The sequence below is a fragment of the Pseudomonas fluorescens group sp. PF-69 genome (genome assembly GCF_054481235.1).
The window spans coordinates 3,131,499-3,156,437 of the sequence record NZ_JBTMNC010000001.1 but is presented as its reverse complement, the minus strand read 5'-3'; the positions used below and the strand labels follow the sequence as shown (position 1 = coordinate 3,156,437).

Sequence of the window (24,939 nt, the reverse complement as noted above, 5' to 3'; positions counted from 1 at the left end):
TTTCAGAACTTTCATACACCAAGTACTTCTCTGGATGTAGGATATTTCCGAGCTAGTTGTATGAGCGCAGCCCCAATCCAGCTTTTGCCCTATTAAACTGGCGTTTTATCAGCCAATAACCGCATATTAATCCGCAACCCGTGCTTGGTGTTCTGCGCCCAAAGTTTCCCTCCCTGACGTTGCACCGCATTCCTCGCAATACTCAATCCCAACCCAAAACCTCCATCCCCTGGCCGCGAGCCGTCGAGACGGATAAATGGCAGGAAGATCCGCTCCAGATCGGCTTCCGCCACGCCGCTACCCTGATCCTCCAGCCACAGATGCCAGTAATCACCGTCACGCTGCCCGGCAAGCCGGACAATGCCACTGGAAGGTGAATGGCGAATCGCATTACGCAGCGTATTTTCCAGCGCTTGAGCCAAAGTATTGAGATGTCCGCGAACCCAACAGGACGCATCCACCGTGCACTGCAGTTGATGCGCCGGCCAGCCACTTTCATAGCAGGCGTTTTCCGTGAGCATTTCCCACAGAGCCTGAATCTGGATCGCTTCATCGGGCAGTCGAGTGCGCTCGGTGTCGAGCCAGGCCAATTGCAATGTGTCTTCGACCAGGCGTTGCATACCGTCGACTTCGCGGCCTATGCGTTCGCGCAGTTGCGTCAGACTGTGTTCGCTTTCACTGGCCACGCGCAGGCGACTCAATGGCGTGCGCAATTCATGAGACAGATCGCGCAGCAATTGCTGTTGCAAGGCCACCGTGCTTTGCAGGCGTTCGGACATGTGATCGAACGCCCTGCCCAGCTCGCCCAATTCATCCGCACGATTGGTGGTGCTGCTCGACAGCCGCACATTTAATTGGTCCGCACGCCAGGCATTGGCCTGCTCACGCAGGTGATTGAGCGGCACCACCAGCAGACGGTAAAGGCCGACACACAGCAGTAATGTGAACAGCCCTGGAATCACCCCATTGGTGATCACGCGCCAAAAGACTTTGTAGCGCCCCGGCATGAACCGCTGGGGCAACTCGATGACCAGGCTGCCGGCGTACGGATCGCCGGGAAACGGCAGACGTAGCCACGGCAGGCCCTTGCGGTGAATGGGCCAATCGACACGACGCAGAAAGGTCAAGTGCTGGACTTCCTCGTCGGTCAGAGGCTGGCTGCTCAGCGACTGCAAATCTCCATCGATGACGCCAACCCAGCCCGACTCCTGCAGTTGCATATTTTTCAACCAACCATCGACGCCCGCCCGCCGTCCCTGCTGCCACGCCTGCTCGGCTTCGGTGGCATAGCGGTTCAAGGTGCTGCGAGCCTCATCTGACAGATACTGGTTTTGCTCTTCCATATAGCGCCCCCAGGACCAACTCAGCCAGATCATCAGCAAACAGAACGCCACTAACAGGCAAGCCAGTTTCCAGAACAGCGAATGCCGGCCCGGCAAGTTATAGGTCATCGCTGACACTCAAGGTGTAACCCTTGCCCCAGACCGTGCGCACTTCCCGCTCGGTGTAATCGATGGCCTTGAGCTTGCGGCGAATCTGGCTGATGTGCATGTCCAGGCTACGGTCATGGGCCGCGTAGCCGCGTTGCAGCACATGCTGATAAAGGAAGGCCTTGCTCAACACTTCGTCGCCATTGCGATTCAGGGTTTCCAGCAGCCGATATTCGCTACGGGTCAGGCCGGCAGCCTGCCCGCCATAAATGACGTCGAAGCGCTCATCATCGAAACGCAGACTGTCCACCGCAGGAGCAATCGCTTCCGGCATCGGCCGCCGGTCGAGTGCGACCCGGCGCAGGATCGCCTCGATTCGCACCCGCAACTCGACCATGCTGAAGGGTTTGGGCAAGTAATCATCGGCCCCCAGACGAAAGCCGCTGATCCGATCCGCCTCGGCGCCGAGCGCGGACATCAACAACACTGGAGTGGAATGGCTGCGACGCAGTTGCGTCAACACCGACAGCCCGTCCAGGCCTGGCAGCAAAATATCCATCAGCACCACATCGAAGGCTTGCTCGCGGGCAACCTTCAGACCTTCCTGGCCGTTCTGGCACCAGGTCACCTGAAAGCCACTACGACCCAGATGCTCATGAACATAAGCACCCAGGACGAGGTCATCTTCAATGGAAAGGATGCGGGGGTGGCCAGCTGAAATGAGCGTCATGAGTATCTGCAAATAATTCTCAGTTGATAATTATTCAAGATTGCGCCGACGACGGCAACCCAAGGCCATGTCCTCAACGGAAAAGTGTCGGGCTGAGCGACGAATGACGACATCAATTTTACGAAGATTGCCCGCCGGCAAATCGCTACACTGCGCAAGTGATACGTGCCGGATGCACGTGTAGCTCTATAAATAGCGGGATGCAGGAGAGATGCGTGCTCAAGAAACTGGGAATTAAAGGCCGCGTGCTGTTGCTGACCCTGTTGCCGACCAGCCTGATGGCCTTGGTTCTGGGCGGTTATTTTACCTGGATGCAGCAATCCGACCTGCAAACCCAACTCATGCAGCGCGGCGAAATGATCGCCGAGCAACTGGCACCGCTGGTGGCTCCGGCCATGGGGCACAAGAACAGTGAGTTGCTTGAGCGCATCGCCACGCAGTCCCTGGAACAACCTGATGTGCGTGCGGTGACCTTCCTCGCTCCGGACCGCACGCCATTGGCCCACGCAGGCCCAACCATGCTCAACCCGGCACCGCTGGGTGATGGCTCGCAAATGCTGCGCCGCAGTGGCAGCGATGCAACGCGTTATCTGCTTCCGGTATTCGGCAAGCACCGCAACCTGGCCGGCGACCTGATTCCCGATGAAGCCGACCGCCTGCTGGGCTGGGTCGAACTCGAACTGTCCCACAACGGTATGTTGCTGCGCGGTTATCGCAGCTTGTTTGCCAGCCTGCTGATGATTGCGGCCGGCCTGAGTGGCGCGGCCCTGCTGGCATTGCGCATGGGCCGCACCATCAATCGACCGCTGACTCAGATCAAGCAAGCCGTGGCTCAGCTCAAGGATGGGCATCTGGAAACCCGCCTGCCCCCCCTCGGCAGCCAGGAACTGGACGAGCTGGCGTCAGGGATCAACCGCATGGCTGGCACCCTGCAAAATGCCCAGGAAGAATTGCAGCACAGCATCGATCAGGCCACTGAAGACGTGCGCCAGAACCTCGAAACCATCGAAATCCAGAACATCGAACTCGATCTGGCGCGCAAGGAAGCGCTGGAGGCGAGCCGGATCAAATCCGAGTTCCTGGCCAACATGAGCCATGAAATTCGTACGCCGCTCAATGGCATTCTCGGTTTCACCCATCTGCTGCAAAAAAGCGAACTGACCCCGCGCCAGCTCGACTACCTGGGCACCATCGAAAAATCAGCCGACAGCCTGCTGGGGATCATCAACGAGATTCTCGACTTCTCGAAAATCGAGGCCGGCAAACTGGTGCTCGACCATATTCCGTTCAACCTGCGCGACCTGCTGCAGGACACCCTGACCATCCTCGCCCCCGCCGCCCACGCCAAGCAGCTGGAACTGGTGAGCCTGGTCTACCGCGACACACCGCTGTCGCTGGTGGGCGATCCGCTGCGGCTCAAGCAGATCCTCACCAACCTCGTGAGCAACGCGATCAAGTTCACCCGCGAAGGCACCATCGTCGCCCGGGCCATGCTCGAAGACGAACACGAAGACAGTGTGCAACTGCGCATCAGTATTCAGGACACCGGCATCGGTCTGTCTAACCAGGACGTACGCGCGCTGTTCCAGGCCTTCAGTCAGGCCGATAATTCGCTGGCGCGGCAACCGGGTGGTACCGGTCTGGGGCTGGTGATTTCCAAGCGCCTGATCGAACAGATGGGCGGAGAGATCGGCGTCGACAGCACGCCGGGAGAGGGGTCGGAATTCTGGATCAGCCTCAGCTTGCCCAAGACCCGCGACGATGCCGAAGACCTGCCCGGCCCACCACTGATGGGACGACGCGTGGCGGTACTGGAAAACCACGAACTGGCCCGCCAGGCGTTGCAGCACCAATTGGAAGATTGTGGACTAGACGTCACACCCTTCAACACCCTGGAAAGCCTGACCAACGGCGTGACCGGCGCCCACCAGACCGAACAGGCGATCGATCTGGCGGTATTGGGTGTCACCAGCAATGACATGCCGCCGGAACGCCTGAACCAGTACATCTGGGACCTCGAGCACCTGGGCTGCAAAGTGCTGGTGCTGTGCCCGACCACGGAGCAGACGCTGTTCCATCTCTCGGTACCCAACCCTCATAGTCAACTGCAGGCCAAACCGGCCTGCACCCGTAAACTGCGTCGTGCGCTGTCCGATCTGATCAACCCGCGCCAGCTGCGCAACGAACCCGAAGAACCGGTTTCCAGCCGCGCGCCGAAGGTGCTGTGCGTCGACGACAACCCGGCCAATCTGCTGCTGGTGCAAACCCTGCTCGAAGACATGGGCGCCAAGGTGCTCGCGGTGGAAAGTGGTTATGCCGCGATCAAGGCGGTGCAGAGCGAGACGTTCGATCTGGTGCTGATGGACGTGCAGATGCCCGGCATGGATGGACGCCAGAGCACCGAAGCGATCCGTCAGTGGGAAAGCGATCGTCATTGCACGCCATTGCCCATCATCGCCCTCACCGCCCACGCCATGGCCAACGAAAAACGGGCGTTGCTGCAAAGCGGGATGGACGACTACCTGACCAAACCGATCAGCGAGCGGCAACTGGCGCAAGTGGTGCTGAAATGGAGTGGCCTGGCACTGCGCAACCAGCATCCGGAGCGCTTGGGCGATAGCCATGGCAGTGCCTTTGAGTTGCAGGTGCTCGATCACGAAGAGGGTTTGCGCCTGGCGGCGGGCAAGGCCGACCTGGCGGCGGACATGCTGGCGATGCTGTTGGCCTCGCTGGAAGCCGACCGTGAAGCGATCCGTCAGGCTCAGGAAAGCCACGACCACAATGCCCTGATCGAACGGGTCCATCGTCTGCATGGCGCCACCCGCTATTGCGGCGTTCCACAACTGCGCGCCGCCTGCCAGCGCAGCGAAACCCTGCTCAAGCAACAGGACCCGCGAGCCTTTGGCGCTCTCGAAGAACTCGACCGGGCGATCAATCGCCTGGCCGCCCAGGCGCGTATCAACGCCTGATGCACTTTCCAGGAGGACAGCATGCGCACGATTCTTTTCAGCAGCCAGACCTACGACCGCGACAGCTTTCTCGCCGCAGACCTGCCCGCCGATATCGAGCTGCACTTTCAATCGGCACGCCTGAGCCTCGATACGGTGGCATTGGCCGAGCAGCACGAGGTGGTCTGCGCCTTCATCAATGATGACCTCGGCGCCCCGGTGCTTGAACGCCTTGCTGCGGGCGGCACCCGGCTGATCGCCCTGCGCTCGGCCGGTTACAACCATGTCGACCTGGCTGCGGCGAAACGCCTGGGACTGGCGATTGTGCGCGTCCCGGCCTATTCGCCGCACGCGGTGGCCGAACATGCGGTGGCACTGATATTGGCGCTCAACCGCCGCTTGCACCGCGCCTACAACCGCACCCGCGAAGGCGATTTCAGCCTGCACGGGCTGACCGGCTTCGACCTCGTGGGCAAGACTGTCGGCGTGGTCGGCACCGGGCAAATCGGCGCGACCTTCGCCAGAATCATGAACGGCTTCGGTTGCAAGCTGTTGGCCTACGACCCTTTCCCCAACCCCGAAGTCGAAGCACTGGGCGCTCGTTATCTGAGCTTGCCGCAACTGCTGGCCGAGTCGCAGATCATCAGCTTGCATTGCCCGCTCAACAAAGAGAGCAAACATTTGATCAACCGCGAATCACTGGCGCACATGCAGCCGGGCGCGATGCTGATCAACACCGGACGCGGTGGCCTGGTGGATACACCTGCGTTGATCGATGCCTTGAAGGATGGTCAATTGGGTTATCTGGGGCTGGATGTCTATGAGGAGGAGGCGCAGCTGTTCTTCGAAGACCGTTCAGACTTGCCATTGCAGGACGATGTGCTGGCGCGACTGCTGACGTTCCCCAACGTGATCGTGACCGCGCACCAGGCGTTCCTGACCCGCGAAGCATTGGGCGCGATTGCCGCGACCACCCTGCAGAACATCGCGGCATGGATGGCAGGCAAACCCGAAAATCGGGTCGAGGGCGACTGAACCTGATCGAAGGTCATATGCCCGCGCCATGCTGCGCGTATGCCCGTGCTAGCATATCGCGCATATTTGGAGGACCCATGGTCGAACACGATTTCCGCTACAACCTGATGAACCCGCAACACACCCTCACCGAATGCCGCGCCCTGGTGCCGGGGCGTTATCAAGTCACCGGCAACGGCGGCTCGATTCGTAACAACGACGTGCTGATCGTGACCCTCAAAGGCGCCAAGGACTTGTCCATGCGCCTGACCGTCGAAACGGTTCGCCACCTGATCAACCCGCCCGGCCAATGGGTCGCGGTGGCCAGTGGTCCGGTGTTCGGCGAATTGGCGATCCACACCTGGCAAGTGAACTGTGACAGCTGCGCCAAAGAATTGAGTTTCGAGTTCGCGGTCGACGCCAAACTGGGCACTAAAGCGGAAAAACCTGCGGCCACTGCACGGATTGCCGAGCTGGGCTGGAAGTCCGTTGGCGAGAAACACCTGTGCCCGAAATGCCAGGAGCCCGCGTGATGAAACGCCTCGCTCTGACCGCGATGGTCGGCGCCAGCCTGTTTGGCTGCGCCGCCGAGCCGGTGCAATTGCAACAAAATCGTAGCTACATCCTGGAGTGGATCGGCGAACGTCCCCTGATGGATTACAGCCACCTGACCATCACCCTCGCTGACGATGGTCGGGCCTACGGTAGCGGCGGCTGCAACCACTGGTTCGCGCCGTACACGCTGGAAGGCGACAAGCTCAGTTTTGGCAAAGTCGGCAGCACCCGCAAACTCTGCGCGCCGGCGCTGATGGAACAGGAAAAACGCTTCCTCCAGGCGCTGGAGAATGTACAGCGCTGGGACGTTTCGCCGATTGACCAGATGCGCTTCTGGCCGGCTGAAGGCAAGCCGCTGCGCTGGTGGCTTGAAGAGGGTTGATCAACATGGCGAGGGTGCGGCGATCCGACAAGCACCCTCGCCACAAGCGTTCACATCGTTAAAGTCAGTTTTTAGCCTGCAACGCCTCCAGCTTCGCCATCACCCCCGCCGCCGTTTGCTCGCCCATCAATTGTTCGCGCACCTTGCCCTTGTTATCGATGATGTAAGTCACCGGCAACGCCTCGCTGCGTGGTAGTTCGAACAAATCGGCTGGATCCTGCGCCAACACGGTGAACTTGATCCCGAGTTTCTCGCTGGCACCTTTCAGATCTTCGCCCTGCACATTGTCGAAATTGACCCCGAACACACCGATCTTCCTGTCCTTGAGCTGGTCGGCCAAGTGGTTCAATTCCGGGATCTCGGTACGGCACGGGCCGCACCACTCCGCCCAATAGTTGAGTACCAGCCATTTACCGTCCAGACGATCGGCGGCGACTTTCTGTCCGTTCTGGTCGATGCCGTAGTCGTTACCGCAGCCCCCCAGCATCAACGCCCCGATGATCATCAATGCCGCTGCCAGTCGCCTTGTCATGTCGTGTTCCTTGTCAAAAATTGAATGCGCCTGCGACCCATCGCCTCTCGCGGTTCAGGAATGCGCGCTGCACAGTTAGAATAGCCGCCACCTTACGCAAGATGCGACCCGCTCATGACCGATCTGACGCTTTATCACAACCCGCGCTGCTCGAAATCCCGCGGTGCGCTCGAACTGCTTGAAGCCCGTGGCCTGACGCCGTCCGTGGTGCGCTACCTCGAAACGCCACTGGACGCCGCACAAATCCAGAGCCTGCTGGGCAAACTCGGGATCAGCGCCCGACAACTGCTGCGCACTGGCGAGGACGAGTACAAGAGCCTCAACCTGGCCGACAGCAGCCTGAGCGAAGCGCAATTGATCGCCGCCATCGCCGCTCACCCTAAATTGATGGAGCGACCGATTCTCGAAGTCGGCGACAAAGCCGTCATCGGCCGTCCGCCGGAGCAGATTCTGGAGCTGCTGCCGTGACTGCGCCCTACATCCTGGTGCTGTACTACAGCCGCAGTGGCTCGACCAACGAAATGGCCCGGCAGATTGCCCGGGGCGTCGAACAGGCCGGCCTTGAGGCGCGGTTGCGCACGGTGCCGGCGATCTCCACCGAATGCGAAGCCGTGGCGCCGGATATTCCGGAGGAAGGCGCGCTCTACGCCACCCTCGATGACCTGAAGAACTGCGCCGGCCTGGCGCTGGGCAGCCCCACCCGCTTCGGCAACATGGCGGCGCCGCTCAAGTACTTTCTCGACGGCACCAGCAACCTGTGGCTGACCGGCGCCCTCGTCGGCAAACCGGCCGGGGTCTTCACGTCCACGGCGAGCCTGCACGGCGGCCAGGAAACCACCCTGCTCTCAATGATGCTGCCGCTACTGCACCACGGCATGCTGATTACCGGCCTGCCGTATAGCGAATCGGCGCTGCTGGAAACCCAGGGTGGCGGCACGCCATATGGCGCCAGCCACCATGCTGGTGCCGACGGCAAAAGCGGTCTGGATGCCCATGAAGTGACGCTGTGCCGCGCGCTGGGCTCACGCCTGGCCAAGACTGCCCAGAAACTGGAGCGCTAAAGTGGCCAAGAAGCCGAAGATCCTGCCTTCCATCGAGTGGCTCGACCCCCGGGTCCGGGCCATGCGCGTCATCAGCCTGCTGTGCTTTTTCGGGCTGGTGGGGCTGCTTTGCGTCTACTACCTGGCAGTCGCCGATCTGCACGGTGCGCGGCCGTGGGTGATCCTGCTGATCGAACTGGTGCCGCTGCTGTTGCTGGCGCCGGGAATGATCGTCGGCAACGCCCGTGGACATTCATGGATGTGCTTTGTGGTGAACCTGTATTTCATCAAGGGCGCGTTGGCTGCCTATGACCCGAACCGGCAGATTTTCGGCTTGCTGGAGATGGGCGCGAGCCTGGCAGTGTTCTGCTCGGCACTGTTGTATGTGCGCTGGCGGTATCAGTTGAACCGAAGGCAGGAGGCTTGAGGCCCCATTACGCCTGACCTACAGGGCATCGTCAAGGATCTTGTGGCAGGACTTGTGACGCCGTTGTGACAAGCGATGAGGCTTGTCTTGGAGGTTATTCAGGGGTCCTTATCGCCTGCCTGTGAGGGGTCCTTATCGCGCCTGCGAGGGTCCACGGGGGTATTCGCAGGTCAATTAATACTGAGGTGGTCTTAGAGAAATTTTCTTCATATTTCCATCAAAGGGGCCTGCGCGCGCCAAAGCTTAACTCGATGTCCAGTTACCCTGATTGACCATTCACCAGAGTTACCTTTGAGCGATCGATAACTTTGGGGAGAACGGTAAAGCGACTTTATTGGAGTCGTACCTTGGACGTTCCGAAAAGGGGTGCGATCTAAACACGCCATATTCTTATTACGAAATAGACTCACTTTAACAAATAGACAAAGCAAAATGGAGTTTTTACAGGAGCAATGTATAGCCGATCATCCCAGATACAATAACACCCACCGCGAGTGAGGCAGCTTGACGAGAGCAGCTTAGAGCAGAGAGAAGAATTCGACACGAAGCCCTATTAAGCAGGGAGTCCAATTCGAGCTAAATAGGCGGCAAACCTCTGCGATACGTCCTCTCGATACAAATCAGAAAGCCGGCACACAAAGTTTGTCTTGCGAACACCTTCCAAATAAGTCACATGCACTGAAAAGTAATGCTTAAAGTCAGCAACAGACGCAACCAATGGCACATCGACTGGAAAGTTAATGTAGTGATATCTTGGGCGCTCATTTTGAATAAGCGTTTGACCGGGAGTTTTTTTAATATTAATTCTCTCCATCGTTAGACCAAGATCAGATAGATGTTCACCGAGGAATAAATGCTCTGAATTATAGAGAGGGGCAACAAGTACTGAAAGAAGCTTCGTATTTTGTGTCGCCTTCCCTCGATTACTTGAGTCCTGCTCGAGATCACAATCCTGGGTTAGCACAATAACCAATGGAAAGATGATCTTACTCACCTCAATTACGCCTCTCTTTTCGATAGCATATTCAATGCATTCGATATCACGAAAGACGTCACCTTGTGATATACGTATCCGGCGCCGCTTATCGACCTTAACATTACTCACTTGCGATCTTACCTCTAATCAAAATACGCTTAGGCTTTCCAAGCCCATACCGTTCTGGTTCGAAACCAAATGCCCGAGCTCCTACATCACTGGTCGCCGGAAAAACTGCCGCAGACTCTTGAGAAGGCGTTGCAACAGCTGTCACGTCTGTAGGAGACGTTCCCGTAACACTGGATGATATATAATCACTCTTGAACGGGTCTGACATTCATCTTCTCCCTCAAGGCATTTGTAATGCTTCGTTCGTATACAGTCTGAATCCGGCCATGCGTCTCATCCATATATTGCATTACCTCCGTCAGATCGTGAGCTTGCGACACACTGGCATCCAGATCGAGAATAAATAATGGCCGTTTAAGTGGCGCAGGATAATCAGGGTTCGGCATTCCAAACTGGAACCGCACACCAACATCGTTATATTTAATCTCAGCGATACTTATCAGTCGCGTAATGGCATCATCCGGGCCAAAAAAATCACGACTACCCAGCAGCGTTGGGTTGATATAGTCACTCCATGCAGTCGGGTCCTCCAACGGCAATTCAATCTCATTGATATACCGCAGGCCAAACCGGGACGCTTTTGTGTCCGGGAACGCCTTCAACAACGCATTAACGACAGCTCCAAATTGTTCTTTCGTCTCTTCAAAATCCCTATAAGCTGTGTACAGGACGAATATAAATTGAGGAGTTAATGTGAGCTGCCTCCCTCGATCTTTCGAAAAATAGTTCCATTGCTTGTTCATCGTCTGCTTAGACTTAAATGCGCTACCATCAAGTGATAACTCATGCGCTATTACGTCGGCCGGCTCGATTATCGGAAAACTCTCTACGATGGAGTTCAGCAATTTACTCGGTACATTTTTTTCCAATGAATCTAAAGGCGTAGCAAAATCGACTCTGACAATAACCTGCTTAAGAAACGATTTCTGGTAACAAACTTGCTCGTACATTAGTAATCTCGCGTGCGTGTTGTTATTCAAAAGTGCGGCTATGGTACCGAAACCTGAACGATCAACGGCCCGTAAACGGTGGCTGGTGGCGAGTATAACTGGTCTTGCCAATCCTGCTATCTGAGCTTGATGCGGACGCAGATATCTTAGGCACAATGGCAATAAAATCCGAGCAACCGCCCTCGGCGAGAGGAGTTCGAAAGCACCATCAGTAGAGCGCCCAGATGGACACCAGAGGCAATAAGGTTGTGCATGAAGGCCACCAAGTAGGCTCCGTGTTTCTCCTTCAAGGAGACCTCAAGGGCCGCTTGATCGACCACACGACCACCTTCAGGGTGAATTATTGAGACGGCCTTGCGTTTGTAGCTGTCGGTCCACTGATTGCGGATGGTGATGAGCTTCATGCGTGACGCTGGGGTCGGGCATAGGCTGTTGAGCAGGTCGAGATAGCTCATCGTTGAGCCACCTGAGAGGAAACATTGGGACGCCCCACACGTTTAACTGGCGACTGCTTGGCAGCTAACTTTGCCCTGCTCTTCTGAGCCTTCGTCTCGGCTACCTTTAGGTTGATCTCTTCGGCCTTGTTACGGAGCCAATCCAGACCACGCGGTTTTACTCGCCAGCCTTCACGATTCCCAAAGTCCGAAGAGACCTTCACAAAGGCACCCACTTCGAAGCCCTGCTTACGTGGACGTGGCGAGCCCTCACGGCTACCGAAGTTATCCATGGGGTACACAAAGAAGCCCATTGAGACCAGAGCGTCCAAGGCGAGTCGAGGTTGTTGAATACCAGTCACACGGCAAGCCTCTGTCCATGTCAGACCAGCACCTCGGGCTTTCATGTCGAGGGCCGAGGCCTTGGGCATGTTGGCGTCTAAGAGAGCGTCCTTACGACGACTCTCACCAATGGCATGGTTACGCATTGCAACGAAGGCATCTACGACCATCACATAAAAATCCAGAGAGCAGGCCATGGCGTAGGCGATGGTTGCCCGTTCGGTGGCATGGGTTCCATTACCATTGGAGCTATGCAGATTTGCACAGCTATCAAAGTAATCACGATCACGGCCACGCCATTGAGCAGGTGGTTTTGTCAGCTCAGGTAATGCCTTGTTGATTTCCGTAAGGCTCCATAGGCCCTCAGCGTTTGGCTTGAAGGTATAACCCTCGATATTGATTGGTAGAAGTTCGGAAGTTTGCATATTCATGGTTTCCTTTTGATTGCTCCCTGAGTTCGCATCCACAGGCCAGCACAGAGACCCCATGACGGGTTCTGGCGAGTAGCACAGGGAGCAATCAGAAAGACTCTGTTAACGAAGTGACCATGCGAATGGCCTTAGAGGTGGACGGTGTGTCCGGTATATGTGAGGGTTTTTAACTGGCACCCAATATTGAGGACACCTGAGAACTCAGAGACCACATAACGAGTCACGGTGAGTGACCCTATGATGCCGTCGCTTGCAATCATGGTCTGAGAAGACCTGAGCCTTTGTACTTAAAGGGATCTTAAAGTCTTTTAACTTAGAGAGAGAATATAAAGATTACTATCTGATATTCCTCTTTGAGGGTCTTTAAGTAAAAGGCCCTGCAATCACACGATCAGTAATAGGAGGCCCAAACCTATTAAGGGTCCATCAAGCCATTCAGAGGCTCGACAGACAGTATCGTTGTGATGGTCCCCGTAACTGGACCCCAGAGGCCCCGAGGGGTTCTGACTTGGTGGTCTCATGTGTCTGGTGGAGTGAACCACGCTGTCACGTTGAGCCTTGCCCACTGGATCACCTTGAGGGTGACTTAGCGGTTACGGTGGGGAGACTGTGAGGGTCCCGGTATATGTGAGGGTTTTTAAATCCCTGTCGCAATAGTGAGGGGTTTTAACGGCTAAGGTCTTTCCAGCTCCCCGCCCGGCAACCCCCTACAGTAATCACGCAAGGCCACCACCGTGCTGACTACGCATTTCTGATCTGCCTTCCAGCCTTCGGGACAAATCCAATTGTAAAAATCTAAGCAATCCGAATTGTCTTTACCTGTAATCGAGAGCAATAGTTCCTCCCCTTTTTCGAGGGAAATAGGTTTTTTTGTTTCCTTATCAAATATATGAGCGGCGTATTTGTTTCTGAACTGGCAAATCTTCTTGGCTTCGATGTCTTTTGCATCTTGATAAAGCGATACAGTAACTTCACCTGGGAGACCATTGAAGAACTGTCCGTACCCCTTTCTAACCTCATGCAACTTAAAGAGGGACAGGACTATTGAATGATTACACACTCTGAGCCGCCCAATGCTTTTAATGGGCACAAGCGGATCATGAGCAAATATGATCTCACGCCCCATACCCACCGCTGATGCCAAATCAACCATTAGATCCGTCATCAACCACTTAATGTAGTTCGCATCATTATCAGACGCCATAAATATCCCTATATGTTTTAACGATTGCCGTTCAACTAAGCCACTTGGGTCGCAACGAACAACAAGTCGTGCTCAGCCTGCCCAACGAGGACATCGAGTTCGATACCCCTAAAGTCTCTCTTTTCAATCGAGGCCTACCTAAAAACGGTAGACCCCAACTTCACTGCCTATTTATGCCTTGTTCTCTTTATGGGATGTGTAGGCGCCTATGCCCGCAGAAAGAACAATCAAAATTACATTCGCCCATAACGGGATGTCCGCAAATTGATCCCCCGACTGGATTAGCGGACCTTTATGGAAATAACCGCCTACAAATATTCCAATAAATAGATAAGCCAATCCGCTGAAGACAATCCATTGGATGGGGTGGCGTCTAATTCCATTCATTATTTTCATTACACTCCTTTGCATGATGTTCACGTAGGTAATAAACCAATTTACCCATAAACATATCACTTGGCCACCAATCAAGAATCGGTAGATAGAGCTGCCTTGAGTGCTTCGGCCATTTCAACGACACTCAAAGTCCCACAGCGCCCGTAAAGGTCCCATGTGATCGACCCTGAGGAATGTCCAAGGATCGCCTGAGCGACTTCCAAGCGAGCCCCTGAGGACTTCAAAGAGGACGCCACTGAGTGCCTCAGAGAATGGAACACGAGGTCCTTATCGGCCTCCCCGTGGAAGCTTCTAAGCAGGGCATTGGCGGTATTGGCAAGGTGAGCCCTACTACCATTGAACAACTGGTCCTCATCACCTGAAAGGTTTTCTATGAGCTTCAGGAAGCCCTCAAGATCAAACCCAAGGGACGCCACAAGCGGAACCATGCGGATGCTATGAGCATTCTTGAGGCTCTTATGGGCATGGTCCTTGTTAATGCTCAGCATCAGCACGCCATTGACGGTCCTGAAGTCGCCCTTTACAAGGGTCGTCAGCTCATTCAACCGGGCACCTGTAAGGACACCCAATTGAATCAACAAGGAAGCCTCAGAGGTGTCCTCTACAGCCTTCGCCATGATTGCCTGAACCTGAGACTTGCTGAATGCCTTGCGCTGGCTATCAGTGCCCTTACGGTGCTTGAGACCCTTCGCATAGTGACGCTCAAGGAGACCATTGTTAACAGACCAGTCAAGAACCGTGACCAGAGTGCCCAGCAGCTTATTAACAGTGGTCACTGATCGTGAGGCTCCCAAGGTTGCCTTGAGGGCCTGCATGTCCGCCCTTGAGTGGCTCCTTAGGTCCAGACCTGAGAGCGCCCCATTGAGCGCCTTGAGGTTGTAGCTGAGGCTCTTTAGGGTAGCGTCCGTTACGTTGGTGTGGTGTTCCTTGATGTAGACCGTTGAGAGGCCCTCGAAAGTAAGAGCATCTAAGGACGGTATTACAGATATAGACGGAGACAGGGGAGTTGACGTGCCACACTTTGATGCATCCTCAAGGACCTCATTGAGCGCCCCCAGATCACCGCTGAGCCTCCTTTGAGCACCACTCACAGCAGCGATAGCGGCTTCGACACCACGGGCCTGCACAGGTGACATCGGGGATGTCATTGCGTGGCCTATCAGATGCCTCTTTAGGTCGTCATAGACCATTCCGTAGCTCTGCATTGGGTCATTGCTGTGGTCAGCTTGGAGAGCCTCAAGGGCGAACTCTCGGATTGCCGAACGGATGGACTCCCAGTCAGCTTGGGGATTGTCGAGGTGGAAACCAGCGAGGGCGGCTCTGAGGTCCTTCGAGTTCTGCATTGCGGTGGTCCTGTCAGTGGACCTCAAGGATACCGTGTGACTACACAAGAGGCCTACAGGCCGTAGTCTGAGGTAGTAGACACCAGCTCGACGGTAGTAATACGGGGCCGCTAAGGGCGTAGCAATTGTGACACGACTTGTGACACGAGACGCTTGGATGACGCTGTTCATGGGCTGAGGCTCCGTGTTTACGGTCCTCCTATCGGTATCAGTTGAACCGCAAGCTGGCGGGCGAAGGCGAAATCTCTGCCGTCTGATCTGAAGCCATCGCGGGCTTGCCCGCGATAGGTCGACTCGGTCTCAATGATTCACGGTGTAAGCCAGCATCATCGAAATCTGGCTCATCGGCCGTCCGCCACTTTCCTCATGCCACTGGTTGAACACACCCTGCACCAACGCCAGATCCCGCTGGCTGCTGGGCACCTTGTCAATGATGTTCTGTGCATTCAATGCCGCCACCACGTCATAGCTCGGCACAAAGGTGTCTTTGCCAACCATGCGAAGAAAACGCGGCGCCGACAGACCGCCCAACTGATGGCCACGCTTTTTCAGGAAGGTCCAGAGCCCGACGATATCGGTCACCGGCCAATCGGCGATCATCGCGCCGAAGCTGCCCTTTTCATGAGCCACATCCAGCACGAACTGCGCATTGCGCGGCACGCTCTTGAGCTTGCCCAGGTGGCGGATGATCCGCGCGTCCTGCATCAGGCGCTCCAGGTGTTCGGCGCTCATCAGCACGACTTTTTCCGGGTTGAACTTGAAGAAGACCTCTTCGAAGGCCGGCCACTTGGCGTCGACCAGGCTGTGCTTGAGCCCGGCGCGGAATACACGCAATGCCATGGTCGAGAGGTAGCGATCGTCGCTGATTTTGCGCAATTGCGCCGGGGTCTTGGGAACGGGCAGATGGGCTTCCAGTTCAGCCGCCGAACCGAAACGGTTCAAGCAGTATTCGTTCAGCCACTTGTAGTCGCGCATGCCCTCTCCTGAGGAATGAAACAAAAACCAAATGTGGGAGCGAGCTTGCTCGCGATGGCGATCTGTCAGCCGGTAGTGTTGTCGACTGACAGGACGCCATCGCGAGCAAGCTCGCTCCCACAGTAATTGTGGTTACAGGTTGACCACATTGACGAAGCGAGATGCAGCGCTTTCGTCGATACGCAGGCTAGTGAAGTCGAACAGGTTGCGGTCCGCCAGTTGCGACGGGATCACGTTCTGCAGGCTGCGGAAAATGCTCTCGGTACGACCCGGGGTCTTGCGCTCCCAGTCCTGCAGCATTTCCTTGACCACCTGACGCTGCAGGTTTTCCTGGGAGCCGCAGAGGTTGCACGGGATGATCGGAAATTGCTTGAGGTCCGAATAGGCCTGGATGTCTTTTTCGTTGCAGTAGGCCAGAGGGCGGATCACCACGTTGCGGCCATCGTCGGCGCGCAGTTTTGGCGGCATGGCCTTGAGCGACCCGTTGAAGAACATGTTCAGGAAAAACGTCTCGACAATGTCGTCACGATGGTGGCCGAGCGCCATCTTGGTCGCGCCGATTTCGTCGGCGAAGGTATAGAGCGTGCCGCGACGCAGGCGCGAGCATAGCGAGCAGGTGGTCTTGCCCTCCGGAATCAGCTCCTTGACCACCGAGTAAGTGTCTTTCTCGACAATGTGGTACTCGATGCCCAGCTCTTTGAGGTAGGCCGGCAGCACGTGCTCAGGGAAGCCCGGCTGCTTCTGATCCATGTTCACGGCCACGATCTCGAACTTGATCGGCGCCACCTTCTGCAAGTGCATCAGCACATCGAGCATGGTGTAGCTGTCCTTGCCACCGGACAGGCAGACCATGACCTTGTCACCGTCTTCAATCATGTTGAAGTCGGCAACAGCCTCACCGGCCTGGCGGCGAAGGCGCTTTTGCAGTTTGTTCTGGTTGACCGTAAGAGTGCCCATGACGCGAAATCCGTGAGGTGTGACGAAAGGCCGGCATTTTACGCAAAAACACCTCGCTGGCGAAGGCCCTCGCAGCCCATGTGGGCAGGGAGCCAGTTCCCTCCCCATAAATTCGGTCCTGCACAGACTCTACGGCGATTAAGACGCGCGTTTACAGCGCGATTTGCTCTAATACCCTTACTCCCTCAAGGGAAACTCCTTCCTATACTGCGACATAAGGTCGCATTCATATCCAGACCTGTAACTTACTTGGCCGATTTGGCCCGTAAGCGCTCCACTGGGGGGCGACGGTAAAAACAAGAGGAGTGACTGGCATGATCCATCACGTAGTGGGGCTTTTCACCCACCCTGATCAGGAATGGAAAGAAATCCGTGGCGACCAGGAGGAAAGCATCAGCCACATGTACCTGACCCACACACTGATTCTGGCGGCGATTCCCGCGGTGTCGGCGTTTATCGGCACCACGCAGGTCGGCTGGGTCATCGGCAATCGAGCGCCGGTGATGCTGACCCACGAGAGCGCGCTATGGATGACCATCATGTCGTACCTGGCCATGCTGGGCGGCGTAGCAGTCATGGGCGCGTTCATCCACTGGATGGCCCGCACCTATGATGCCAATCCAAGCCTGGCGCGTTGCGTGGCATTTGCCACCTACACCGCAACCCCGCTGTTCATTGGCGGCCTTGCGGCGCTGTACCCGCACATGTGGCTGGGAATGATCGTCGGCACCGCGGCGATCTGCTACACCGTTTACCTGTTGTATGTCGGCTTGCCGACGTTCATGAACATTCCATCCGACGAAGGCTTTCTATTTTCCAGTTCAGTACTTGCCGTAGGCCTGGTGGTGCTGGTGGCCATCATGGCGTTCACCGTGATCGTCTGGGGACTCGGCGTGGGGCCGGTCTATACCAATTAGCAACACACCCTCCAAAAACTAGATCTGCCGACACACCGGCCGCCGCAAGGCGGCCTTTTAATGCCTCCAGTACAGACAACGGCAACAACCATTCGGCGCTTCGGCGATTCGCAAGGCTCGAGGGTTGCGGCATACTCGACACCTCTGGAGATCCATCAAGCATGCCCGAGCAACTCAATATCCGCGTCGAAGACTGTTTCCAACAAGCCGAATCCTTTTTCAAACGAACTTTCAAACGCCCCGTGGTAAGTCTCAAACTGCGCGGGCAAAAAGCCGGTGTCGCGCATTTGCACGAGAACCTGCTGCGCTTCAACCCGCAACTGTATCGGGAAAACACCGAAGACTTCCTCAAGCAGACGGTAGCCCACGAAGTCGCGCACCTGATTGCCCACCAACTGTTCGGCGACCGCATCCAGCCCCATGGCGAAGAATGGCAATTGATCATGCGCGGCGTGTACGAACTGCCGCCCAACCGTTGCCACACCTATGACGTCAAACGCCGCAGCGTGACCCGTTACATCTATAGATGCCCGTGCGCAGACAGTGACTTTCCGTTTTCGGCGCAGCGCCATAGCCTGGTACGACAGGGCCGACGGTATTTGTGTCGGCGGTGTCGAAACACGTTGGTGTTCAGCGGGGAGATGCGGGTCGAGTAGTGGGCGCTAGAGAACCACCTTGGCACGCCGCAATTCAGCAATCCGCTCAGCGCTATAACCCAACTCATCCAACACCTGATCCGTATGCTGCCCCAGCGTCGCGCCAATATGTCCGGGCTGCGGCAAACCTTGCGAAAACTTCAATGGACACGCCATCTGCAGCTGGCTCGTACCATCCCCCCGTGGCACCTCGGTCACCAACTCCCGCGCCTGCATTTGTGGATGCTGCACCGCCTCGCTCAGACTCAACACCGGTTCGACACAGGCATCCAGCCCGGCAAACATTGCACACAACTCGGCAAAATCATGCTTCTCGAACTCGACCTTCAGCGCGTCCTTGAGGCGCTTTTGCTGGGCCGGTTGCGGCGATAAGCCGAGGTTGGCCAGTTCCTCCAGCCCCAAGGCCGTGCACAGCCGTTTCATGAAGTCCGGTTCCAGGCTGCCCACCGACAACCAGCGCCCGTCCCGCGAGCGGTAATAGTCGTAGAAACTGCCGCCGTTGAGCATCTGGTCTTCCCGACCCGGCTCAACGCCACAGGCCAGATACCCGGCTCCGGCCATGGCGTTCAGGCTGAACGCACAATCGGTCATGCTCACATCCAGGTACTGCCCCAGACCGGTCTGCTGCCGAGCGATCACCGCCGCCAGCAGGCCGATCACCCCGTGCAGCGAGCCACCGGCGACATCCGCCACCTGGGCGCCCAAGGGCAGCGGCCCACTGTCGGCGCGGCCGGTGTAGCTTGATAGCCCGGCCAGGGCCAGGTAGTTGATGTCATGCCCGGCGCGATCCTTGTAGGGGCCGGTCTGCCCGTAACCGGTGATCGACACATAAATCAGCTTCGGATTGATCGCTTTCAAGGCTTCATAGCCCAGGCCCAATCGTTCCATGACGCCAGGGCGAAATTGCTCCAGGACGATGTCGTAGTCCTGCAGCAGCTGTTTGATCACGTCCAGCGCCTCGGGTTGCTTGAGGTCCATCGCCAGGCTGCGCTTGTTGCGATTGAGGTAGGCATGACTGGCGGAAACGCCCCGGTCATGGGGCGGCAGCACGCGCAGCAGGTCCATGCGAGTCGGCGACTCGATGCGCAGCACCTCGGCGCCCATGTCCGCCAGCAGCAGCGAGGCGAACGGCCCGGGCAGTAGTGTCGAAAAATCCAGAACCTTGAGTGATGCCAGTGGACCAACCATGACTGTTCTCCCTAGACGATGCCCCAGACTAGGCAGCCAGACACTCAGGGGCAATCACCTAATGTGCCAGTGACGGTGACCGTTGTGCTCAGGTCGCGGGCAAAAAAAAACCCGCCGAAGCGGGTTTTTTCATCATGACAAGGTTTACTTGGCGTTAGTCGGGGTTGCCCCTTCGACGTGGCCCAGAACATCGTCCTTAGGTTCATCGGCAATGCCGCGACCGCCCGAGGCCAGCTCGGCGTGCATCACGTCAGTGTCCAGCTCCTTGACCCACTTGGCCACCACCAATGTGGCAACGGCGTTGCCCACCAGGTTGGTCAGCGCACGGGCTTCGGACATGAAGCGGTCGATACCGAGGATCAGCGCCAGACCGGCTACCGGCAGGTGACCCACGGCGGACAGGGTGGCGGCCAGTACGATGAAACCACTGCCGGTCACGCCCGCAGCGCCCTTGGAGGACAGCAGCAGTACCACCAGCAAGGTGATCTGGTGCGTGATATCCATGTGAGTATCGGTGGCCTGGGCAATGAACACGGCCGCCATGGTCAGGTAGATCGCAGTGCCGTCGAGGTTGAACGAGTAACCGGTCGGGATCACCAGACCCACCACGGATTTCTGAGCACCCAGACGCTCCATCTTGATCAGCATGCGCGGCAGTACCGATTCCGAGGACGAAGTACCCAGCACGATCAGCAGTTCTTCACGGATGTAGCGGATCACTTTCAGCACGCTGAAACCGTGAGCGCGAGCGATAGCGCCCAGCACGATCAGGATGAACAGCAGGCAAGTGATGTAGAAGCAGGCCATCAACTGACCCAGTTGCACCAGCGACCCGACACCGTAGGCACCGATGGTGAACGCCATGGCACCAAAGGCACCAATTGGCGCGAGCTTCATGATCATGTTGATGATGTTGAACATCACGTGGGCGAAGCGATCGATGAAGTCGAGGATCGGCTTGCCGTAGGCACCCAGGCGATGCAGGGCGAAACCGAAGATTACCGAGAACATCAGCACTTGCAGGATGTCGCCCGTGGCGAACGCGCCGACGATGGTGGTCGGGATCACATTGAGCAGGAAGCCGACGACACTTTGATCGGCACCGGCCGCAACATAAGTGGCGACTTTGGAGGCGTCCAGCGTGCTGACGTCAATGTGCATGCCAGCGCCTGGCTGCACGATGTTGACCACAACCAGACCTACCAGCAAGGCAATGGTCGAAACGATTTCGAAGTAGAGCAGTGCGTAACCACCGGTCTTGCCGACCGACTTCATGTCCTGCATGCCGGCGATACCACTGACGACAGTGCAGAAAATGATAGGGGCGATGATCATTTTGATCAGTTTGATGAACCCGTCACCCAGAGGCTTAACGGCCACACCGAGCTGTGGGTAGTAGTGACCGAGCAAAATACCGATGACAATTGCAACGATCACCTGGAAATACAGGGATTTGTACAGTGGCTGACGAGTCGTCATTGCAAAGTTCCTCAAGAGTGCACGGTGACAACATCCATCTGTTATCCACGGCACCTGAATTGCGAACCCTCCTGCACTGGAGGGATTTGTTTTTTCGAGCCCCGCGATGGCAGGCATCTGCTCGTTGTATCGCAAGGCCCATGCCACCTTCCGCGAAAACCCTGCAAGCCTTTTGACAGCAAGGGTTGCAAGCATTTTCTGTTTATCCGGCGGATAGATTGCAGTGGCGGATTTCCGCCCATCGACCGGATCTCATCCTGCAATTTGGCGGATATCCGCCCTGTTCATTGGCAAGTGCCGCCGCTACCATCCGTCGCTCAATAGATGGATTTGTCTGTCATGCGCGAACGCACCATCGCCAGTCATTTCGCCCGTGCCGCCCTCGGTGGCGCGCAACGGCGTGGTTATGACTATTCGGCTCTGTTGCAGCAATTGGGGATCAGCCCCGAATTGCTCGACGAGCCGCGGGCGCGTATCGCTCCGGAACAGTTCGCTCGACTGATCCAGGCACTTTGGCTGGCACTGGACGACGAGTACCTGGGTTTCGGAAAAGGCCAGAGCAAGCCGGGCAGCTTCGCAATGATGTGTCATGCCGTGATCCACTGCCGAAATCTGGATAAGGCACTCAACCGTGGCTTATTGTTTTATAGCCTATTCCCCGATGCCCCGCGCCTGACCCTGACGCGCGAAGATGAAATGATCCGCCTGAGCCTGGACGATGCGCATCTGTGGGATCCGGACCATTTCCTCACCGAAAGCCTGCTGGTGATCTGGCACCGCTTCGGCAGCTGGCTGATCGGCCAGCGCATTCGATTGGAACAAGCCACGTTCAGCTATCCGCGACCGGAGCATGGGGCCGAATACGATTTGCTATTTTCCTGTCCGCTTGAGTTTTCCACCCTGCACAGCAGCCTGCTGTTTCACAGCCGCTACTTGAACATGCCGCTGTTGCAGGACGAGCGGACGCTCAAGCTTTTTCTTGAGCGCTCTCCTGCCGATCTGCTATCGCGCCCTGACGATGGCGACAGTTTGAGCAGTCAGCTGCGGCGGCTGCTGCTCAGTCGCGACAGTTCGCGCTGGCCGGATCTGGAAGACGTGGCCGCGCACCTGCACATCAGCCCGCAAACCTTGCGCCGCCATTTACGCGAAGAAGGCAGCAGTTTCCAGGAGTTGAAGGACCAATTGCGTCGTGACATTGCGATTTATCATTTGAGCCGCGCCAACCTGTCGTTGCAACAGATTGCCGAGCAGCTGGGATTTTCCGAGCCCTCGGCGTTTCATCGGGCGTTCAAGAAGTGGACGGGGCTGACGCCGGGGGCGTACCGCGCTCGGGAGAATTGAAGGAATAACCTGTAGGAAACCAGGATCAAACCGCCGGGAAATGAATCCGGAACGCCGCTCCGCCCAAGGGTGAGTCGCCCAGGGTCAGTTTGGCGCTGTAGCTTTCAATGATGTCCTTGACCACTGCCAGGCCGATGCCCTGCCCCGGATGCTGGCGGTCAAGACGCTCACCGCGCTGCAGGATTCGCGCGCGCTGGTCGGGGGGCACTCCGGGGCCGTCGTCTTCGACACACAACTCGATACCGCTCAAGGTTTGGCGAACGCTGATTCGCACTTCACCAAGGCACAAGCGATAAGCGTTCTCCAGCAGGTTCCCCATCATCTCCAGCAAGGCGCCCTGCTCGATGGGCACATAACACTGCGGCGGCAAGTCCATGGCGACTCGCACGCGCTTGTCGCGATAAACCTTATCCAAAGTGTCACACAGACTTTGCAACACAGGCTGCAGTTGCACCTGATGGCGCACAAGACCGCTTTTGCGCAGGCTGGCGCGTTGCAATTGATAGCTGATCTGCTGACTCATGCGCTCGATCTGGGTTTGCAGGACCCGGGCTTGCTCACGATTTTCCGGGCGTTGCGCCATGTCTTCGCTGACGCCTTGCAACACCGTCAACGGGGTTTTGAGGCTGTGCGCCAGATCGTCAAGGGAGTCGCGATAACGGCTGCGCTGCTCACGCTCGCTGTGTAGCAAGCGGTTCAGGGAGCCAGTCAAGCGCAGCAGTTCGCGCGGATGTTGCTCGCTGAGACTTTCGCGGGTGCCGCCTTCGATCTCGTCCAGCTCCTGACTGAGCCGGCGCAACGCCTGCAAGCCCCAGGTCAGACCGATCCACAGTAAGGCCAGCAATACCAGCAATGCCGCACCGAAGCCCAGGTAGAGGTTTTCCCGCAGGCCTTCAAGGGTGTTTTCGTATTCGCGCACCGGCTGCAGCGCGACAATGCTGAACGCTGCGCTTTTACCACCCAGCAGCTTGACCTCGACGTCATAGACGAAGAACTCCTGGCCATTGGCTTCGTTGATTCTTGCGAACTCGTTACCGCGCCCATCGTAGCGCGGCTTGTAATTGATGTTTTCCTCCTGAGTGCCCTTCGACCGCCAGACCAGATGACCTTCACGGTCATAGATATAACCGAGCAAACGGCTGTCGGTGAGATTGAAGCGCTCGTCGGGCAATTGCGCCGGCATCTGCAGATGGTTGTTCTCCACCCGGGCGGCGGAGATCAGCGTCGTCACATCCGACGCCAGACGCTGTTCGATGGAATCCTGCAGAGCCAGGCTGAACGCACCCTGCATGGCCGGCAGCAACGCCAGCATGAACAACACCGCCAGAAGGGTGGCGGCGACCATCAAACGCAGACGAAGAGAACTGATCAAGTGCAACGCTCATTGAAAAGGTAGCCGAGGCCCCGTACGGTATCGATCGGCTTGAACCCGGCCGGCCCTTCCAGCTTGCGCCGCAGGCGGCCGACCAGCACTTCGATCACGTTCGGATCACGCTCGTCGTCATCCGGGTACAACTGTTCCATCAGGCGATCCTTGGCCACCACTTGCTGGTGATGGCGCATCAGGTATTCAAGGATACGGTACTCGTACGCCGTCAGCGCCAGCGGCTGCTCATCGAGAGTCGCCTGCTTTCGATTGAGGTCGAGCAACAACGGCCCAGCGACAATGGTCGACTGTGTGAAACCACTGGACCGACGCAGCAAAGCGTTGAGCCGGGCGTCGAGTTCTTCGAACTGGAACGGCTTGACGACATAGTCATCAGCACCGGCGGCGAGGCCTTCGACCTTGTCCTGCCAGTTGCCACGCGCCGTGAGAATGAGGATCGGAAAGGTCTTGCCCCGCGAGCGCAGTTGGCGAATCAGATCGAGCCCGCCCATGCCCGGCAGGCCGAGGTCGATCACCGCCAAGTCATGATTGAACTGTTCGGTCTGGTACAAAGCCTCTTCGGCATTGGCCACGGACTCGACTACGTGCCCGCTATCCGTCAGGCGGGTTTGCAGGTGATGGCGCAATAGCGCCTCATCTTCGACAACCAGCAGTTTCATAACACGCTCCCAGGCACATCAGTCTCCAGAGGCACGCACAGCACACCTCGATAGTTTACAGGCCGGCACCGGCTCAACCTCCTGGTTGATCCGGTGCCGGCCCGTCGCGAATGTTTT

26 protein-coding genes are annotated in these 24,939 nt (G+C 57.1%); 10 read left to right on the top strand and 16 right to left on the bottom strand.

The window, feature by feature from the left end; translation table 11 throughout:
- Positions 1-92 precede the first annotated feature (92 nt).
- Positions 93-1,451: a histidine kinase sensor domain-containing protein gene (locus ACX3YF_RS14670; RefSeq protein WP_448647334.1), complete on the bottom strand. Its 1,359-nt coding sequence runs from the start codon at positions 1,449-1,451 to the stop codon at positions 93-95.
- Positions 1,441-2,160, bottom strand: a complete 720-nt coding sequence (locus ACX3YF_RS14665; protein WP_130209487.1) for a response regulator transcription factor — start codon at positions 2,158-2,160, stop codon at positions 1,441-1,443. Before ACX3YF_RS14665 ends, ACX3YF_RS14670 begins: the two co-directional genes overlap by 11 nt.
- A 215-nt stretch (positions 2,161-2,375) precedes the next feature.
- Between ACX3YF_RS14665 and ACX3YF_RS14660 the strand changes: the two genes are divergently transcribed.
- From ACX3YF_RS14660 to ACX3YF_RS14645, 4 genes are all read left to right on the top strand, one after another.
- Complete coding sequence (locus ACX3YF_RS14660; RefSeq protein WP_288099435.1) at positions 2,376-5,129, top strand: response regulator; 2,754 nt, start codon at positions 2,376-2,378, stop codon at positions 5,127-5,129.
- A gap of 21 nt (positions 5,130-5,150) precedes the next feature.
- Complete coding sequence (locus tag ACX3YF_RS14655; RefSeq protein WP_130209483.1) at positions 5,151-6,143, top strand: 2-hydroxyacid dehydrogenase; 993 nt, start codon at positions 5,151-5,153, stop codon at positions 6,141-6,143.
- Between the two features lie 77 nt (positions 6,144-6,220).
- Positions 6,221-6,655, top strand: coding sequence for a hypothetical protein (locus tag ACX3YF_RS14650; RefSeq protein ID WP_047532249.1), 435 nt, complete (start codon positions 6,221-6,223; stop codon positions 6,653-6,655).
- Positions 6,655-7,059: an META domain-containing protein gene (locus tag ACX3YF_RS14645; protein ID WP_047532250.1), complete on the top strand. Its 405-nt coding sequence runs from the start codon at positions 6,655-6,657 to the stop codon at positions 7,057-7,059. Before ACX3YF_RS14650 ends, ACX3YF_RS14645 begins: the two co-directional genes overlap by 1 nt.
- 64 nt (positions 7,060-7,123) lie before the next feature.
- Here ACX3YF_RS14645 and ACX3YF_RS14640 read toward each other — a convergent pair whose 3' ends face one another.
- Complete coding sequence (locus ACX3YF_RS14640; RefSeq protein ID WP_130209481.1) at positions 7,124-7,591, bottom strand: TlpA family protein disulfide reductase; 468 nt, start codon at positions 7,589-7,591, stop codon at positions 7,124-7,126.
- A 114-nt stretch (positions 7,592-7,705) separates the two neighbouring features.
- Here ACX3YF_RS14640 and arsC point away from each other — a divergent pair, with 114 nt between their 5' ends.
- From arsC to ACX3YF_RS14625, 3 genes are read left to right on the top strand one after another with little or no spacing between them, the layout of a single operon-like run.
- Positions 7,706-8,059, top strand: coding sequence for an arsenate reductase (glutaredoxin) (gene arsC / locus ACX3YF_RS14635; protein WP_130209479.1), 354 nt, complete (start codon positions 7,706-7,708; stop codon positions 8,057-8,059).
- Entirely contained in the window at positions 8,056-8,652 is a 597-nt protein-coding gene (wrbA, locus tag ACX3YF_RS14630) for an NAD(P)H:quinone oxidoreductase (RefSeq protein WP_130209477.1), read from the top strand. The genes arsC and wrbA overlap by 4 nt, the downstream gene beginning before the upstream one ends.
- A 1-nt stretch (position 8,653) precedes the next feature.
- Complete coding sequence (locus tag ACX3YF_RS14625) at positions 8,654-9,058, top strand: DUF2069 domain-containing protein (RefSeq protein ID WP_458973876.1); 405 nt, start codon at positions 8,654-8,656, stop codon at positions 9,056-9,058.
- Between the two features lie 553 nt (positions 9,059-9,611).
- Here the strand turns inward: ACX3YF_RS14625 and ACX3YF_RS14620 are convergent.
- The 9 genes from ACX3YF_RS14620 to ttcA form a co-directional block, all read right to left on the bottom strand.
- A complete protein-coding gene (locus ACX3YF_RS14620) occupies positions 9,612-10,052 on the bottom strand; it encodes a hypothetical protein (protein ID WP_458973875.1) in 441 nt (146 codons plus the stop codon).
- Between the two features lie 296 nt (positions 10,053-10,348).
- A complete protein-coding gene (locus ACX3YF_RS14615; protein ID WP_458973874.1) occupies positions 10,349-11,113 on the bottom strand; it encodes a TIGR04255 family protein in 765 nt (254 codons plus the stop codon).
- A gap of 146 nt (positions 11,114-11,259) precedes the next feature.
- Positions 11,260-11,568 (bottom strand): hypothetical protein, encoded by a 309-nt coding sequence (locus ACX3YF_RS14610; protein ID WP_458973873.1) that lies wholly within the window; start codon positions 11,566-11,568, stop codon positions 11,260-11,262.
- Positions 11,565-12,314 (bottom strand): hypothetical protein, encoded by a 750-nt coding sequence (locus ACX3YF_RS14605; protein WP_458973872.1) that lies wholly within the window; start codon positions 12,312-12,314, stop codon positions 11,565-11,567. Before ACX3YF_RS14605 ends, ACX3YF_RS14610 begins: the two co-directional genes overlap by 4 nt.
- 679 nt (positions 12,315-12,993) lie before the next feature.
- Positions 12,994-13,524, bottom strand: a complete 531-nt coding sequence (locus tag ACX3YF_RS14600; protein ID WP_458973871.1) for a hypothetical protein — start codon at positions 13,522-13,524, stop codon at positions 12,994-12,996.
- A gap of 171 nt (positions 13,525-13,695) precedes the next feature.
- Positions 13,696-13,920: a hypothetical protein gene (locus ACX3YF_RS14595; RefSeq protein WP_458973870.1), complete on the bottom strand. Its 225-nt coding sequence runs from the start codon at positions 13,918-13,920 to the stop codon at positions 13,696-13,698.
- A 71-nt stretch (positions 13,921-13,991) separates the two neighbouring features.
- Entirely contained in the window at positions 13,992-15,263 is a 1,272-nt protein-coding gene (locus ACX3YF_RS14590) for a tyrosine-type recombinase/integrase (protein ID WP_458973869.1), read from the bottom strand.
- A gap of 300 nt (positions 15,264-15,563) precedes the next feature.
- Positions 15,564-16,238, bottom strand: coding sequence for a DNA-3-methyladenine glycosylase I (locus ACX3YF_RS14585; protein ID WP_130209473.1), 675 nt, complete (start codon positions 16,236-16,238; stop codon positions 15,564-15,566).
- A 132-nt stretch (positions 16,239-16,370) separates the two neighbouring features.
- Positions 16,371-17,195 (bottom strand): tRNA 2-thiocytidine(32) synthetase TtcA, encoded by an 825-nt coding sequence (gene ttcA, locus ACX3YF_RS14580; protein ID WP_103404903.1) that lies wholly within the window; start codon positions 17,193-17,195, stop codon positions 16,371-16,373.
- A gap of 314 nt (positions 17,196-17,509) precedes the next feature.
- Between ttcA and ACX3YF_RS14575 the strand changes: the two genes are divergently transcribed.
- Both ACX3YF_RS14575 and ACX3YF_RS14570 read left to right on the top strand, forming a co-directional pair.
- Complete coding sequence (locus tag ACX3YF_RS14575; RefSeq protein WP_130209471.1) at positions 17,510-18,112, top strand: Yip1 family protein; 603 nt, start codon at positions 17,510-17,512, stop codon at positions 18,110-18,112.
- Positions 18,113-18,273: 161 nt separating this feature from the next.
- Positions 18,274-18,768, top strand: a complete 495-nt coding sequence (locus ACX3YF_RS14570) for a SprT family zinc-dependent metalloprotease (RefSeq protein ID WP_130209469.1) — start codon at positions 18,274-18,276, stop codon at positions 18,766-18,768.
- 6 nt (positions 18,769-18,774) lie between these two features.
- Here ACX3YF_RS14570 and ACX3YF_RS14565 read toward each other — a convergent pair whose 3' ends face one another.
- Positions 18,775-19,956, bottom strand: coding sequence for a CaiB/BaiF CoA transferase family protein (locus ACX3YF_RS14565; protein WP_458973868.1), 1,182 nt, complete (start codon positions 19,954-19,956; stop codon positions 18,775-18,777).
- Positions 19,957-20,100: 144 nt separating this feature from the next.
- Positions 20,101-21,435, bottom strand: a complete 1,335-nt coding sequence (locus tag ACX3YF_RS14560) for a dicarboxylate/amino acid:cation symporter (RefSeq protein WP_047532270.1) — start codon at positions 21,433-21,435, stop codon at positions 20,101-20,103.
- Positions 21,436-21,774: 339 nt separating this feature from the next.
- Here ACX3YF_RS14560 and ACX3YF_RS14555 point away from each other — a divergent pair, with 339 nt between their 5' ends.
- Positions 21,775-22,776, top strand: coding sequence for an AraC family transcriptional regulator (locus ACX3YF_RS14555; RefSeq protein ID WP_458973867.1), 1,002 nt, complete (start codon positions 21,775-21,777; stop codon positions 22,774-22,776).
- Positions 22,777-22,801: 25 nt separating this feature from the next.
- Here the strand turns inward: ACX3YF_RS14555 and ACX3YF_RS14550 are convergent, their stop codons facing one another.
- Together ACX3YF_RS14550 and ACX3YF_RS14545 are read right to left on the bottom strand one after the other, a co-directional pair.
- The gene (locus tag ACX3YF_RS14550) at positions 22,802-24,148 is read right to left on the bottom strand and encodes an ATP-binding protein (RefSeq protein ID WP_288099421.1); all 1,347 of its coding nucleotides are present in this window, start codon (positions 24,146-24,148) and stop codon (positions 22,802-22,804) included.
- Positions 24,145-24,822, bottom strand: coding sequence for a response regulator (locus ACX3YF_RS14545; RefSeq protein WP_034146140.1), 678 nt, complete (start codon positions 24,820-24,822; stop codon positions 24,145-24,147). The genes ACX3YF_RS14550 and ACX3YF_RS14545 overlap by 4 nt, the downstream gene beginning before the upstream one ends.
- Positions 24,823-24,939 lie beyond the last annotated feature (117 nt).